The 15,004-nt window shown below is 28.1% G+C and carries 19 protein-coding genes and 1 pseudogene; 11 read left to right on the forward strand and 9 right to left on the reverse strand.

From position 1 onward, the window contains the following. Positions 1-7: 7 nt before the first annotated feature. The 3 genes from AJN69_RS05155 to AJN69_RS05165 form a co-directional block, all read right to left on the reverse strand. Positions 8-1,189, reverse strand: coding sequence for a NifS family cysteine desulfurase (locus tag AJN69_RS05155; protein ID WP_002870653.1), 1,182 nt, complete (start codon positions 1,187-1,189; stop codon positions 8-10). 177 nt (positions 1,190-1,366) lie between these two features. Continuing rightward, positions 1,367-1,768, reverse strand: a complete 402-nt coding sequence (locus AJN69_RS05160; protein WP_002870652.1) for a hemerythrin domain-containing protein — start codon at positions 1,766-1,768, stop codon at positions 1,367-1,369. 138 nt (positions 1,769-1,906) lie between these two features. Next, the gene (locus AJN69_RS05165; RefSeq protein WP_002870651.1) at positions 1,907-3,073 is read right to left on the reverse strand and encodes a hypothetical protein; all 1,167 of its coding nucleotides are present in this window, start codon (positions 3,071-3,073) and stop codon (positions 1,907-1,909) included. A gap of 157 nt (positions 3,074-3,230) precedes the next feature. Between AJN69_RS05165 and rpmI the strand changes: the two genes are divergently transcribed. Then, positions 3,231-3,422, forward strand: a complete 192-nt coding sequence (gene rpmI / locus AJN69_RS05170) for a 50S ribosomal protein L35 (protein WP_002777995.1) — start codon at positions 3,231-3,233, stop codon at positions 3,420-3,422. A 94-nt stretch (positions 3,423-3,516) separates the two neighbouring features. Beyond that, complete coding sequence (gene rplT, locus AJN69_RS05175; RefSeq protein ID WP_002880898.1) at positions 3,517-3,870, forward strand: 50S ribosomal protein L20; 354 nt, start codon at positions 3,517-3,519, stop codon at positions 3,868-3,870. A 51-nt stretch (positions 3,871-3,921) separates the two neighbouring features. On the opposite strand, the gene AJN69_RS10610 is transcribed toward rplT, so the two are convergent. Further along, positions 3,922-5,898 carry a methyl-accepting chemotaxis protein gene (locus AJN69_RS10610; RefSeq protein ID WP_002880897.1) on the reverse strand — a complete coding sequence of 659 codons (1,977 nt, stop codon included), beginning with the start codon at positions 5,896-5,898 and terminating at the stop codon, positions 3,922-3,924. 184 nt (positions 5,899-6,082) lie between these two features. On the opposite strand from AJN69_RS10610, the gene cheP reads away from it, so the two are divergent. Both cheP and cheQ read left to right on the forward strand, forming a co-directional pair. Then, on the forward strand, positions 6,083-6,946 hold the full coding sequence (gene cheP / locus AJN69_RS05190) for a cheVAW transcriptional regulator CheP (protein ID WP_002880896.1): 864 nt from the start codon (positions 6,083-6,085) through the stop codon (positions 6,944-6,946). Positions 6,947-6,973: 27 nt separating this feature from the next. Beyond that, the gene (gene cheQ, locus AJN69_RS05195; RefSeq protein ID WP_079264411.1) at positions 6,974-7,453 is read left to right on the forward strand and encodes a cheVAW transcriptional regulator CheQ; all 480 of its coding nucleotides are present in this window, start codon (positions 6,974-6,976) and stop codon (positions 7,451-7,453) included. 61 nt (positions 7,454-7,514) lie between these two features. Here the strand turns inward: cheQ and AJN69_RS05200 are convergent, their stop codons facing one another. Then, entirely contained in the window at positions 7,515-7,670 is a 156-nt protein-coding gene (locus AJN69_RS05200; protein WP_002851965.1) for a highly acidic protein, read from the reverse strand. Positions 7,671-7,762: 92 nt separating this feature from the next. On the opposite strand from AJN69_RS05200, the gene moaC reads away from it, so the two are divergent. The 3 genes from moaC to AJN69_RS05215 are packed head-to-tail and all read left to right on the forward strand — an operon-like array spanning position 7,763 to position 9,627. Beyond that, positions 7,763-8,236 (forward strand): cyclic pyranopterin monophosphate synthase MoaC, encoded by a 474-nt coding sequence (moaC, locus tag AJN69_RS05205; RefSeq protein WP_070210160.1) that lies wholly within the window; start codon positions 7,763-7,765, stop codon positions 8,234-8,236. Next, positions 8,214-8,477, forward strand: coding sequence for a DUF493 domain-containing protein (locus AJN69_RS05210; protein WP_053872749.1), 264 nt, complete (start codon positions 8,214-8,216; stop codon positions 8,475-8,477). The genes moaC and AJN69_RS05210 overlap by 23 nt, the downstream gene beginning before the upstream one ends. Continuing rightward, on the forward strand, positions 8,467-9,627 hold the full coding sequence (locus AJN69_RS05215; protein ID WP_083262290.1) for a hypothetical protein: 1,161 nt from the start codon (positions 8,467-8,469) through the stop codon (positions 9,625-9,627). The genes AJN69_RS05210 and AJN69_RS05215 overlap by 11 nt, the downstream gene beginning before the upstream one ends. Positions 9,628-9,646: 19 nt before the next feature. Here AJN69_RS05215 and AJN69_RS05220 read toward each other — a convergent pair whose 3' ends face one another. Next, a complete protein-coding gene (locus AJN69_RS05220) occupies positions 9,647-10,405 on the reverse strand; it encodes an exodeoxyribonuclease III (protein ID WP_002869154.1) in 759 nt (252 codons plus the stop codon). Between the two features lie 117 nt (positions 10,406-10,522). Between AJN69_RS05220 and eptC the strand changes: the two genes are divergently transcribed. From eptC to pyrC, 4 genes are read left to right on the forward strand one after another with little or no spacing between them, the layout of a single operon-like run. Continuing rightward, positions 10,523-12,058, forward strand: a complete 1,536-nt coding sequence (eptC, locus tag AJN69_RS05225; RefSeq protein WP_070210157.1) for a lipid A/FlgG phosphoethanolamine transferase EptC — start codon at positions 10,523-10,525, stop codon at positions 12,056-12,058. Further along, a complete protein-coding gene (locus AJN69_RS05230; RefSeq protein ID WP_002861042.1) occupies positions 12,055-12,411 on the forward strand; it encodes a diacylglycerol kinase in 357 nt (118 codons plus the stop codon). The genes eptC and AJN69_RS05230 overlap by 4 nt, the downstream gene beginning before the upstream one ends. Further along, entirely contained in the window at positions 12,408-12,653 is a 246-nt protein-coding gene (locus tag AJN69_RS05235) for a replication/maintenance protein RepL (RefSeq protein WP_002861043.1), read from the forward strand. The genes AJN69_RS05230 and AJN69_RS05235 overlap by 4 nt, the downstream gene beginning before the upstream one ends. Further along, positions 12,643-13,650 (forward strand): dihydroorotase, encoded by a 1,008-nt coding sequence (gene pyrC, locus AJN69_RS05240; protein ID WP_053872855.1) that lies wholly within the window; start codon positions 12,643-12,645, stop codon positions 13,648-13,650. Before AJN69_RS05235 ends, pyrC begins: the two co-directional genes overlap by 11 nt. A 30-nt stretch (positions 13,651-13,680) precedes the next feature. Here the strand turns inward: pyrC and AJN69_RS05245 are convergent. The 3 genes and pseudogenes from AJN69_RS05245 to AJN69_RS05255 form a co-directional block, all read right to left on the reverse strand. After that, positions 13,681-13,895: pseudogene (locus AJN69_RS05245) on the reverse strand (hypothetical protein). 55 nt (positions 13,896-13,950) lie between these two features. Further along, the gene (locus tag AJN69_RS05250; protein ID WP_070287936.1) at positions 13,951-14,670 is read right to left on the reverse strand and encodes a class I SAM-dependent methyltransferase; all 720 of its coding nucleotides are present in this window, start codon (positions 14,668-14,670) and stop codon (positions 13,951-13,953) included. 79 nt (positions 14,671-14,749) lie between these two features. Continuing rightward, positions 14,750-15,004 (reverse strand): methyl-accepting chemotaxis protein (locus AJN69_RS05255; RefSeq protein WP_032600453.1); only part of this gene is annotated, 255 nt, incomplete at its 5' end.

Here is a 15,004-nt window from a genome sequence, read left to right on the forward strand (position 1 = left end):
TTCATCCTTATTTGTAATTATTTGGATTATAAGCATAAGTACAAGAAATTGCTCTTAATCTCTGTGTTGCATTTTTAATTTGTTTTGCTGCATAATCAATTTCTTCTTCAGTGTTAAAACGTGACAAAGAAAGTCTTAAAGCTGTATGCGCTAAATCATGCTCCGCACCGATAGCTTCCATAATAGGATTGCTTTCTAAAGCTTCACTTGCACAGGCTGAGCCCGTACTTGCAGCTATACCATTTTTATTTAAATCCCAAAGCATTGCTTCGCCTTCAACACCTTTAATACTTGCTAAGATTGTATTAGGCACACGGTGTTCCCTTTTTCCAACCACTGTTGTATCAGGCAAGGCTAAAATTTGATCTTCTAGTTTATCTCTTAAACGGCGTATATGAGAATCTTCAAAATCAAGCATAGTATTTGCAATACGCAAAGCCTCGCCCATAGCCACTATATAAGGCACATTTAAAGTTCCACTTCTACGACCACCCATGTGTTCTCCACCGTGTAAAAGTGGAGTAAGTTTAAGTCCTTTTTTTATAAAAAGTCCACCCACACCCTTTGGTCCATGAAATTTATGAGCCGAAAATGAAGCAAAATCAACTCCTACTTGAGTTAAATTAACCTTTATTTTACCTACTGCTTGAGTAGCATCTGTATGAAAAAGAGCGCCAAATTCATGTGCAAGTTCCGCCATCGCTTTAATATCAAAAATCATACCTGTTTCATTATTTGCCCACATAACACTTACAAGTGCTGTTTTATCGCTAATCACTTTACGTAAATCTTCTACAGTAGAAACCCCTTCTTCATTTACAGGGAGTTCTATGACTTTTACTCCAAGACTTTTTAAAAAATAAGCAGCAGCAGTAACAGCAGGGTGTTCTACGCTAGAAATAATCACTTCGTTGCGTTCCTTATCTAAAATATGATCAAAATACACACCCTTAAGCACCCAGTTAATGCTTTCTGTTGCACAGGATGTTACAACTATATCATCTAAGTCATTTGCTCCAAGCCCTGCATAAAGTTTGTCCAAAGCTTCTCTTAAAGCAGGATGTGTTGTGCTTCCATATTGATGAAGGCTATTTGGATTTCCATACATATCCTTTAAAAAAGGTAGCATCAACTCATAAGCATTAGGATCAAGCATCGTCGTTGCATTGTTATCTAAATATACTTTCACTTTAAAATCCTTAATTTATCCTTAACTTTAATTAGGATATTTTTTATCTTTATTCGAAAACGGATAATAACAAAAATTTATAAAAATTAGGTTAAAAATTATAACAAAAATAAAATGTTAAAGTAAAATTTTAAAGTGAAATATTTTGTGAATTTTATATAGTAAAAATGAGAAATACTATTTCTTAAATTTTTCTTCGTAATACTTTACTATTTTTGAATCTTCTTTGACTGTATGATTAAAGATAAAATCTTGAACAACGAGATCTAGCTTTTCAATCATTATATTTACAAATTTAGCTTCACTGATGATAATTTCTTCAATTTCTAAGATAATTTTTCTGTGAATTCTTGTATGATGGTTGATATAAGGATATTCTATTTCTCTCATAAAGGCTTCTTCATCTGAAAAATGTCTATTGATCATTATCAACAACTCTCTTAAGACAATTTTTAATTCTTTTGTTTCAACATGACGTTGGCTCATTAAAGAGAGTTTTTTAGAAATTTCAAAAAGTTCTTTATGCTGATGATCTAAAAGATCATTATTCATTGAAATAATTTTTTCATTATAAATCATGGTTTTGAGTGCTTTTATATTTATATTTTTTCGGGAGCGAATTATAATGTTATTATGCTTAAAATTTTATTAATTACTCATATAAAAATTATTATTATTGAAATATTTATAATTTGTATATTTTTTATAAAAATTATTTTAAATCATCACAGACATATAAGAGTTTAGAATTTTATTTATATTTGCTTGTTTTTGGCGACGATCTAGAAAATTTTCTATAGAGCTAGAACGTAGTTGATTTACTTCTTCTAATCTTTGCGTGTCTTGACCTTGGTTTTGATATTGTTTTTTAATAGTATCAAAATCATTGCGATTTTGATCGATATAAATTTGAAATATTGAGCTTGAATTTGCAAATTCTCTTAAATCCATATCTTTTTGGTAGTTAATATATTGTTGAAAAAATACAGATAGTTTGTCTTGAGTACTTGTTTTTTTATCTATACCATTAACATAAAGATAAAGATCAAAACTCATCTTTTTTTCATTTTCTTTTTTGATGTAATCTTCTATATCCATCTCGCCTTTAAGAATTTTTTGTAAATTTTGATGAGAGCTCAGTTCTAGAGTGATAGGTTTCATAAAAAAATTAAATTCTTTTTCATTTTGGGTTTTTATATCATGGTATATAAAATTCATTAAAAGACCAGATTTTGATACTTCTGCGTTTTTAGTTAAATAAGGTTTTAAAATTTCATTAGAAGAAGTATTCTCTATGGCTTTATTAAAATGAAAATTAGTTATTTTGTTATCTAACATTAAGGTATTTAAATTTGTAATATTGCTTAATGCTAAATCAATTTCTTCTTGATTGTTATAAATTCTTGAAATTTGGCCCAAAAATTCTCCATTATCTGTTGAAAAACCTGATGATAGTTTTGAAATAAAATCGCGACTTAAATAAGCATTATCATCTTGTAAAAATTCTGAATTTATAGATTTTAATGAACTATAATAGCTATTTAAAAGATAAGGTAGATCAATTTTATTATAATTTAAAATTTCATCTTGTTTCGCGAGTTCTTTTGCTATGCTTCTAACGCTTTTAATATTGATATCATAAGATTCTGGTATATTCGCAATTTTATTTAAATCTTTATCAAAAAAACCTTCTTTATTGATTCTAAATCCAAATTCACTAGCATAAGTGGTATTATTAAAAATATAACTTAATTGTTCTAAGCTATTTTCATTTCCTTCTTGTTCTAAAGCTTTGCTATCTTTAATCAAATTTAAAGCAGAGCTATTCTGTAAAGGATTAGATAAGGTTAAATTTTGATACGGATTTGCCGAATTTATAGTCATTTTAAATCTTTCCAAAATATTGCTGATTTTTTTATAAGCAAAAGGTGTGCCAAGTTTTTTTAAAAATTAAATTCAGTCAAAAATTAGAAAAAATTTGATAGTATTTAGCTTTTCTTTTAATTTGAAAAATAAAAATTTATCTAAATAAGGAAAGCGTATGCCAAAGATGAAAAGCGTTAAAAGCGCAGTTAAACGCTTCAAAGTAGGTAAAAATAAAATCAAAAGAGGCTCAGCTTTTAGAAGTCATATTTTGACTAAAAAACCTGCAAAAAGAATGCGTGATCTTCGCACAGCTAAATATGTGCATAGCACAAATGTAAAAGCTGTTGAAAAAATGCTAGGAATTTAAGTTTTTGACTAAAAGTCATTCAAACTCCCCTTTTGAAATAAAATTTCAAGGGCAAGCTCCAAATTTGGACGCCACTTTATGAAAGGAAATAAAAATGGCAAGAGTAAAAACAGGTGTTGTTAGACGCCGTAGACATAAAAAAGTTTTAAAATTAGCGCGTGGTTTTTATAGTGGACGCCGCAAACATTTTAGAAAAGCAAAAGAACAATTAGAAAGAAGTCTAGTCTATGCTTATCGTGATAGACGCCGCAAAAAAAGAGACTTCCGTCGTCTTTGGATTGTGCGTATCAATGCTGCTTGTAGGCTTAATAATTTAAGTTATTCAAGATTTATCAATGGTCTCAAAAAAGCAGGCATTGAACTTGATAGAAAAATTCTGGCAGATTTAGCTATGAATGATGCTGCTGCTTTTGCAAAAATTGCAGAGGCTGCAAAAAAAGCACTTTAATTTTTTAGTGTAAGAATTTCAAGATTTTTGATTCTTGAAATTCTTATTTTTTTAATATTGATTTAATTTAGCTAGAACATCTTCATAACATTTGAGTTGATTTACATTTTTTTCAAAATCTTCGCTGACATTGCTTCTTTGTTCTAATTTATCTGAAATTTCTTTACCTGAATTTATAAGATTTGAAATGATTTTGGAAAATTCATTGGATTTATCCCTTATAAAATTCATTTCTTCAGTACTAGAATTGGAACTTTTTGCAATGGATTGTATGGTCTGAATAACTAATTTAATAGCTCCTTCCATTTCACCTAGACCCATTTGGGTATTTTCTGAAAGTTTTCTAACTTCATCAGCTACAACTGCAAATCCACGACCAAGTTTTCCAGCTCTAGCAGCTTCTATACCTGCATTTAAAGATAAAAGGCTAGTTTGTTCAGCAATCCCTGAAATAAGATCTAAAATACTATTTAATTGATCTATATTTTTCAAAGAAGATTGCACTTCTTTTTCTAAATTCATTTTTTCTTCGCTTTGGTAAAGGTTGTATTCTAAGTAGTTAGTGAAATTGGTAAAACTTTCACTAATAGTTGTAAGACTTCTTCTTATATTTTCAAGTTCTTCAAAAATTTCTTTAAATATACTTGTATTTTTATCAATTTCTGATGTATTTTGTTTGAGTTGATTTAAAATTATTTTATTAATCTCATTTGTCATTTCTAGTTTTTGAGCTCTTATATTAAGATAATAGTATTTAAAATCGCTGTATTTTTGTATGAAAGTTTTTAAATATCTAGGTTTGAAATCATTAAAATTTTCAACTTCATAAAAAAATATTGCCACTAAACTTTTTGCAATTCCCACTCCATAAATTTCCCCAAAACTAGAAAAACCAACTATAGGAAAATCATTAAAATGGATTTGATTTAAATGTTCTTTGTTGTGAAGTCTTCTTAAGATACAATCATTAAAAATTGCTCCTAGTGGTTTTGGTTTATTAAGAGAAAATTTTTCGTAATCTTTTTTTATGGCTTCAATAAAATTTGTTTTTTTAAGCAAGCTTAATTCTTGAGCGCTTTCTATATCACAATAACTAAATAATGTTTTATCTGGGTTGATTTCCATAGGGGAAATAAGATAGTCTTCTCCAATTTTTAAAGCAAAAGTATATTCTTGCATTTTATTTTTAAGTTCTTCAAAAGTACAGTTAAAATAATTGCATAAAGCTTCAACCGCGTTGATGGATTGAAAGGTTTTTTTATCAATAAATTCACGTACCGTCCTATCATATAAGCTTGCATCAAGTATGGTAAAGGTGATATTGCTTTGAGGATTAAAATTTTGAGACTTCATTAAATCAAAACGGTATTTAGGTTTAAATTGGACATGTATGCTTAAAGCTTGATTTTTTAATATTTCTCCATTATAAAATATAAATGTTCCGCTAAAGTCCATATTTCCACTAGATCCACCCCCTACTAAAGCACAAGGATAGGGGTTGTGTTTGTATAAAAGTTCTAAAAGAGAACTTTCGCTTTGACTTAAACCATCATAAATTAAATAATGCAAAGTATTTGTGTAGTGTGCTTCAAAAGGTATATTTATAGATAAAACTTCTTTTTCTATCAGTTTTTTTCTTTCTGTATAATCTTTTATATTGCTAAAAAGCTTGATTTTATTTGTGCAAAGATTTTCTATCATATCCTCACTAAAAAGCATCAAACTTATTCCTTGGATATTTTGTTTATAGGGACTGTTTTCAATGTTTGAGTTAGAATCAAGGTTGCATAATAAATCAGTAGCACTGCTTAAGATGATATCGCATTGCTCATTTATAGAATTTTGAATCTTATTTCCTATGATCGCTAGATTAAGTTGATATGATGCAAAGCCTATGATTAATTTTGGCTTGATATTTATTTTTTTTAATTTTTCTTCAAGTTCATTTTCTTGAAGATATAGAGCTTCTAAAACTTTTTTACTTTCTTCTTTTTTTGTTGAGCTTTTATTTTTAAAATTAAAAAACATCAATTTAACTCCATTAAAACTATTTTTAATTACTAGTTAACTAAATCAAAATACCATAAATTCAGTATTTATTTGTAATTTTATTATACCTTAAGTAATAAAAAAATGCAATAAGTAAATTAAATTTTAGATATAATTGTAAATCTATGAAGAACATTGAATATTAAATAAGGATGTATTAAATATGATCGGAGATATGAACGAGCTTTTATTAAAAAGCGTCGAAGTTTTGCCACCTTTGCCTGATACTGTAAGTAAGTTAAGAAAATATGTGAGCGAGGCTAATTCAAATATAGAAACCATGAAAGTTGCTGAAATAATTTCAAGTGATCCGTTGATGACGGCTAAGCTTTTGCAATTAGCAAATTCTCCTTATTACGGTTTTACAAGAGAAATTACAACCATAAATCAAGTGATTACTTTATTAGGCGTTGGTAATATCATCAATATAGTTACGGCTGATTCCATTAAAGATAGTTTTAAAATAGATGTTTCACCATATGGTTTGGATACTCAAGTTTTTTTAAGAAATTGCAACGAAGAGGCAACTTTTATCACAAATTGGCTCAATGATGAAGATAAAAAACTTTCTCATCTTTTAGTTCCTTGTGCAATGCTTTTAAGACTTGGCATTGTTATTTTTTCAAATTTTCTTATACAAAATCACAGAGAGAAAGAATTTTTAACTTTTTTAAATGAAACTAAAATTGAAAATATTGCTTTAGCGGAGAATGAATTTTTAGGTGTAGATCATATTTCTTTCTTGGGATTTTTATTGCATCGTTGGAATTTTGATGATGTTTTGATTGAAAGTATATGTTTTGTTCGCACTCCTCACGCTGCTCGCGAAGAAGTGAAAAAATCCGCTTATGCTCTAGCAATAACAGATCATCTTTTTGCTCCACATGATGGCTCTTCTCCATTTAACGCAAAAGCTGCAGTTGCTTTACTTGAAGAGGCAAAAACTCAAGGAATTAATTTTGATTTAAATAATCTTTTATCTAAGCTTCCTAGCAAAGCTAAGGAAAATTTAAACAAAGAAGATTAAAGAGCTCTTTTAGGGCTCTAAATTGTAGTGATGAAAAGTTTAATCTTGCCTCCTAATGAATTTTTAGATCACTATATTTTAAACGCTGAATTTCATCGTTTTGCTGGAATTTCAAAAAATGCTTATAAATTTTGGAAAAATGTAGAAATAGGTAGATATCAAGGAACAAGAATTATATTTTTACATAGAAATTGCATTTTAGAAAAACATCAGCAAGCTTTAAGGCAATGTAGTGATTTAAATGGTTTTGTATTGGCAAGTGCTTTTTGTTCTTTTACTGGATTAGCCCCGTCTCATTTAGTGGAAAAAAATAATTCTTCTATTTATAAACTTTTAGAGCTTAAGGAGATTTGTGGGATTAAATTTGTTAATCTAAAAAAATTTTATGATTTTTTAGGGCTAAATTATCATCAGCATATTTATATAGAAAAATGCCATTTTTTTAGTCCAGCCCCTTTTGAAAAGCGTATTAAAATCACTGAGAGTATGTGCGTTGGGTATTATTAAGATATAAATTACAAGCCCTGTAAAGACATTGCTTGTAATTTAAAGATGAAAATTTTGTATTTTAATCCATCTCATAAAAATCATCATCATTGTTATCATCATCGTATTCATAATCATCATCATCGTAATTATAATTTTTATGGTGATTTTGTGGATATTCTTCATCTTCGTTTTCATAATCATCGTAATTTAAATCTTCTTCATCTTCATAAGCCATTGTTTTCTCCTTAAATAAAAATACAAAGTTTATTTTATCTTAAATTTGTTTGGTTTTGCTATAATTTTTATAATTTTTTAAAAGGTGAATTTATGAAATTAAGTCATTTAGATGAAAAAAATCATCCTAAAATGGTAGATGTAAGCGATAAAAATATTACTTCAAGAATAGCCACAGCTAGTGGTATGATATATATGAGTCAAGAAGCTTTTGATGTAATTAAAAACAATACCGCAAAAAAAGGTCCTGTTCTTCAAACAGCTATTATTGCGGCTATAATAGGGGCTAAAAAAACAAGTGAAATTATTCCTATGTGCCATCCTTTAATGCTTTCTAAAGTTGAAACTGATATTGTGGAATTTGTTAAAGAATGTGCATTTAAGCTTATTGTAACAGTTAAGTGTGAAGGTAAAACAGGGGTTGAAATGGAAGCTTTAAGTGGGGTTAGTATAGGACTTTTAACTATATATGATATGATCAAGGCTGTAGATAAATCAATGAGGATTACGGATATAGTGCTTGAAAGCAAAGAAGGAGGCAAAAGTGGTAAATTTGTGCGATCTTAAAAAAGAACCTCAGATCAATTATCCTACTTTTTGGGATTATAAGGTGATTTTTGAGGTGCATGTTAGGGCAAGTGAAATTTTTCAAGAAATTTTAGGTCAAAGAGAATATAAATTTGAGTATTCGAATTCAAGTGCGAGTGGAAAATATCAAAGTTATTTATTAAATGTTTATGTTGATAGCAAAAAAGATCGTTTGGATATATTTGATAGATTAAAAGCTAAAGCAAAATTTGTACTTTAAGAAAGAAGGAAAAATGAAAAATACTTTAATTATTTTTGAAAATTCTTTATCAAATCTCGGTAAAGATGAAGCAAGTGATTTACTTGAAGACTTGAGTTTTAATCTTGCATATAAGCAAATTTCACATAATCCTCATGAAACAAAAAAAGTTTTGAATTCTCTTTTGGTTGAATTTTTAACTATTTTGAAAAAACTTAATTTTTGTGACGATGAAAATGTTTCAAAGGTTATTAAGGCTCTCGTAAAAGCAAGTGTCGCAGATGCTCAAAATTCGCTTTATGAGTATATTAGTGAAGCTGAATTATTAAACAAACAGATTGAAAATCAAAAGAATTTGATTAAAAATCAAATCAGTGATAATTTTTTTGAATTCGAGAGTATTTTACAAGAATGTTCTTTTTGTAATGAATTTAGCGGTGGTTTAAATGATGCTATTTTATTTGATATAGAAATGCTTGGAATTTTAAAAGAAACTGCTGAAAGTGCTTTTTTAACCACATTAGAAAAGGCTGAAGATATAGAACTTACAAGTAGCGAAATAGCTAAAAATCTCGTATATAATGCCATTTGTGAAGCTCATTTTGAAAAAGAAAGAATTTTACAAATTTCAAGTATTATTTTAAATACCGCTTTTGAAATAGCTAATGAATCTATGGCTTATGCAAAAGATCTTTGTTTAGGTGTGATTAAAGGCACAAGAGATGGTATTGTTTTAGCAATGGAAAAATTTAAAGCTTCATTAACTTATGCAAATTTTGAAGAAGATGTTAGTTTAAAAAGCAAAGAACTAATAGGTATAGAAGATGATTTTATTGCTCTTTTAAAAAAAGAGATTCAACTGCAAAATGATCCTTGTAGGAGTATAGTTGAGAATTTGCTAGAACATGAATTTGATAATCTTTTTGCTAAATTTAGACGTCTTGCGAGTGAAAGTAGAGAACAACTAATATTAGTTTTAAATGATATTAAGAGAAATCCAAAGATTAATGATTTTAACAAACTTACTCAAAGAAAATTAAATCATTTTAAACAAGAAATTTTTGAATTAGAAAAAATTGCTAGTGAAAAATACAAAGATTTAAATTCCAAAAAAGCTAAAAAGCTCGGTGTAAGACTTTGGGAAAAAGCAAAAAAATTTGTCAAAAAATAATATCCCATTTTTTGGGATATTAAATATCTATTTCTATGCCTACAGGTGCGTGATCAGAGCCAAAAATATCATCTCTTATGAAAGCGTTTTTAAGTTTATCTTTTAAACCCTTTGAAATGAAAAAATAATCGATCCTCCAACCCACATTTCTTTCTCTTGCTTTCATTCTATAGCTCCACCACGAGTATTTTTCTTTGATTTCGCCATTAATTTCTCTAAAAGTATCTATAAAACCAAGTTTTAGCAAATCATCAATCCAAGCTCTTTCTATAGGTAAAAAACCTGAAGTATTGGCATTGGCTTTTGGATGGGTAAGATCGATTTCTTTATGAGCGGTATTAACATCACCACAAATGATAATTTCAAACCCATCTTTTAAAAGCTTATCTAAATACACTAAAAAATCTGCATAAAATTTCATCTTAAAATTTAAACGCTCTTCATCTTTTTGACCATTTGGAAAATAGATATTAAAAAGTGCGATATTTTTAAAGCGGTGTTCTAAAACCCTGCCTTCTTCATCATCAAAAAATTCACATTTTTTTACTTCGCTATCAAAATTACAAAGACTCATTACCCCAGAATATCCCGCTCTTTTGGCAGAATTAAAATACATGTGTTTAAAAGGATATTCATAAATTTTTTTAGGAAATTTATCTTCATGTGCTTTGATTTCTTGAAAACCTATAAAATCAATCTTTTCTTGTGCTATCCAATCAAGTGCATTTTTATCACAAATGGCTCTTAAGCCATTGACATTCCATGAAAGTAGTTTCATTATTTTCCTTAAAATTGTCATTAAAAGTGTAAATCATAACATAAAAAGATTTAAAACTACAATCCATTTAAAAAAATTCAATAAAATTAAAACCTTAAATTTGAAGGTGGGATTTATATGCTTAGATTAACTTGGTTTTGGTTTACTTTCTTAAATTCTTTAATGATTGCAATATTAAATTTTAATTTATTTGAGTTTGTGTATGAAAAAAACAATCAAAATTGGTTTATAACTTTTGTTTTTATTGTGGCCTATTTTGCCCTTGTTCACGTGGTTTGCTCTTTACTTTTTATAAAGTTTTTTACTAAATTTTTTTCTATATTATTTATAATATCATCTTTTTTAAGTGTTTATTTCATTAGTTTTTATGGAGTGCTTATAGACTCTGATATGATACAAAATGTTGTTCAAACAGATATCAAAGAAGTAAAAGATTTGTTAAATTTAAAATTGATCTTATTTGTTGTTTTGGCTTTGTTGTTGGCTTTTTATGTTGTTAAAGTAAAAATTGATTATGGCAGTTTTAAATCCCATATGAAAATTAAAATTATCAATATAATATCAGGTTTGATTGTGGTTAGTGTAGTTTTAATCCCTTTAAGCAAAACTTTCTTGCCTTTTTTTAGAAACTATAATGAAATAAGAATGTATAATATTCCTTTTTATCAATTTTATGCCGTATATCGCTATTATGTTCGTTTTGTAAAAGCTAAACCAGAATTTAAAACTATAGCTAATGATGCTTATAGAGAAAACAATCACACTAAAAAACTTTTAGTTTTGGTAGTGGGTGAAACCGCTAGAGCGGCAAATTACTCTTTGGGTGGATATGCTAAAAATGATACCAATTTTTATACCAAAAAAGATAATGTAGTCTTTTTTGATAATTTTTCATCATGCGGAACAGCAACAGCGGTAAGTTTACCTTGTATGTTTTCTATATCCAAGCGTAGAGATTATTCAAGTTCAGAATTTCAAGAAAATGCCATGGATATACTTTATAAAACAGGTGTAGATGCTGCATGGTTTGATAATAATTCTGGTGGTTGTAAAGGAGTTTGTGATAGATTAGCTTATAAGCAAAAACTTTCTAGTGACTTGGATGAAAATTTACTCACTCCTTTTAAAGAAAAATTAAATCATTTGAGTGATCAAAATATAATAGTTCTTCATTTGCAAGGTTCTCACGGGCCAACTTATTATAAACGCTATCCAAATGAGTTTAAAAAATTTACTCCAACTTGTGATACCAATGAACTTTCAAAATGTGATAGTAAGGCTTTAATCAATACTTATGACAATACTTTACTTTACACAGACTATCTTTTAAGTGAGATTATAAAACTATTAAAAGAGCAAAAAGATTATGAAAGTTCTTTGTTCTATCTTTCAGATCATGGTGAAAGTTTGGGCGAAAATGATATTTATCTTCATGGTATGCCTTATGCTATAGCGCCAAGTTATCAAACTCATATTCCTGCTATTTTTTGGAGTAATGATGAAAAATTAGTGAATTTAGCTAAAGAACATAAAGGTTTAAAACTTTCTCAAGATAATCTTTTTAGCACTCTTTTAGGATATTTTGATGTAAAAACAAGTGTTTATGAACCAGAATATGATTTATTAAATCCTAAACTTAAGGCAAATCCATGAAGCCTAAATATCATTTTTTAAATAACGCAAGATATGCTTTAGAAGGGATTTTTACTTTATTTAAAAATGAAATGGCGTTTAGAATTGAACTTTGCATTATTATTCCTGCGATAGTTTTTAGTTTTTTCTTAAAAGTTAGTTTTTTGGAACATTTGTTATTGGTAAGTGTTTTAATGCTTATCTTAATTATAGAAGCTTTAAATTCGGCTATTGAAGCTTGTGTTGATTTAGTTACTAATGAATGGCACGAAAAGGCAAAAATCGCTAAAGATTGTGCGAGTGCGGCAGTGTTTTTTAGCGTGCTTTTAGCTCTTTTTGTTTGGGGCTTTATTTTATATAATATTTACTTATGAAATTTGAAAATTTAATACGAGAAATTTTAGGAAAAAAGCGTTTTGAATTGTTAAAATTTTTATGTGAAAATGCCGATGAAAATGGTTTTATTATGATTAAAATTAGTGAGCTTGAAGAAAAATTACATCAAAGCAAACCCACTATCATTGCTACTTTTAAATTTTTAGAAGAAAAAAAGCTTTTTAAGCGCCTTAAGAATGGATTTTATCAGCTAAATATAGGAGATAAAAATGATACTTAAAAATCCTTTAGATATGCATTTGCATTTAAGAGATAATCAAATGTTAGAACTTATCGCACCTTTTAGTGCAAGAGATTTTTGTGCAGCTGTGATTATGCCAAATTTAATCCCTCCGCTTTGCAATTTAGAAGATCTAAAAGCTTATAAAATGCGTATCCTTAAGGCTTGTAAAGATGAAAATTTCACTCCTTTAATGACGCTTTTTTTTAAAAATTATGATGAGAAATTTCTTCAAATTGCCAAAGATGAAATTTTTGGCATTAAGCTTTATCCAGCAGGAATTACAACAAATTCAAATGGTGGAGTTTCAAGTTTTGATATAGAGTATTTAAAACCTACTTTAGAGGCTATGAGTGATTTAAATATTCCTTTGCTAGTGCATGGTGAAACAAATGATTTTGTAATGGACAGGGAAAGTAATTTTGCTAAAATTTATGAAAAATTAGCCAAACATTTTCCACGACTTAAGATTGTTATGGAGCATATTACCACTAAAACTTTATGTGAACTTTTAAAAGATTATGAAAATTTATATGCGACAATCACTTTACATCATTTAATCATCACTTTAGATGATGTTATCGGAGGTAAAATGAATCCTCATCTTTTTTGTAAGCCTATAGCCAAGCGTTACGAAGATAAAGAAGCACTTTGTGAGCTTGCCTTTAGTGGTTATGAAAAAGTTATGTTTGGAAGTGATAGCGCGCCTCATCCATTGCACACTAAAGAATGTTACGGTTGTGCCGCAGGTGTATTTAGCGCCCCAGTGATTTTACCTGTATTAGTTGAACTTTTTGAAAAACATTCAAATGAAACAAATTTACAAAAATTTATTTCGGATAATGCTTGTAAAATCCATAATCTTAAATTTGAAAATGACAAAATTATCACTTTAGAAAAACAAGAATGGCAAGTGCCAAATGTTTATGAAGATAAATACAATCAAGTTGTGCCTTATATGGCTGGAGAAATTTTAAAATTTCAATTAAAACATTGATTTCCACCTTTAAGATGGAAAATTTAAGCTTTATTTACAAGAGTATCTCTGATATCTATAACAAGATAGATCACAAAGAAGCTTAAAAATAAAGCAATAAAACTGACTATCAGTGACAATAAACCAGCTAGAAATCCAATACTAAACATCATAAAAAGAGAATAAAGCAAAGCTACAACAAAACTTATTGCTGCAATTGCATCAAGAATCAAGCGTCCAAATTTGATGATTAAATTTTTAACCATTAAAAACTCCTTTAAAATAATCGGTGAAATTGTAATAAATATAAGCTTAATGTTTTTATAAGTTATTTATAATTAAAAGTTTTATTTTAGATTCTATAGTTTCAATAATATCATTTTCAACAAAAGAACTTACAGTTTCTTTAGAAGCTGTGATTTTGTTCATACTTAAATGCCATAGAGCATTTTCTATAGCCTCTTCTTTCGTTCTTTGAACTTTGCGTGTTTCATCAAAAACAATCTTATGAAAAAATATATTTTTTTCTAGCAAATAACTTTCTAAATCTTTTTTACAAAAACCTTTGAATTCGGTATTAAAATATTTAAAAATCGGATCTAAAAAATCACTTTTTCTATAATCAGCCCAACCAAGATAAATTTTTATTTTAGCTAGATTTAAGAAATTTACATAATCTTTTTCATTTTGTAAAGCAGGAGACATGCTTAAAAATGCAAGATCAAATTTAGCATTAGGATTGTTTTGCATCCAAGTTTCAAAGCTCAAATTTTCGCATTTTATATTGTTAAGATTTAGTTTTTTAGCATCTTCTTGTAAAATTTCAAGCATAGTATTTGCACTATCTAGGGCTAAAATTTCTTTAGCTTCTTTAGCTAAGTGTAAAGTCCAAACCCCAGTTCCACATCCTATATCTATAATGCTTTTATTTTGAAAAGAAATATTTAAATTTTGTAAATATTCAAAAGTTTGCTTTTGTATCGTATTTAAAGTGTTTTGATATCTTGTGTAAGTTTTGGCTTTTTTATCCCATAAATTCATATATTTTCCTTGATAAAATATATAAAATCATAGCATAAATTTTTAAAATTCAAACCCTTTTTTGGGCTTGAATGACTAATTAAAACCTCTTCTTCTTAACATCTTCTAAGATATTATTAGCTATATCACTTACTGTACTAGAAATAATAGCTGATTCATTAGCAATTTCAACATTATCTTTAGTAGTTTGATCAATTTGTGCTACGCTATCATTGATTTGAGTAATACCTGCAGTTTGTTCTTTAATACTTTCTGCCATATCATTGATAGATTGAACAAGTAAATTAGTATTAGCTTCTATTTCAGATAAAGACTTTTGAGTTCTCTCAGCTAG

It is taken from the genome of Campylobacter sp. BCW_4338 (genome assembly GCF_001763255.1).
GTDB lineage: Bacteria > Campylobacterota > Campylobacteria > Campylobacterales > Campylobacteraceae > Campylobacter_D > Campylobacter_D jejuni.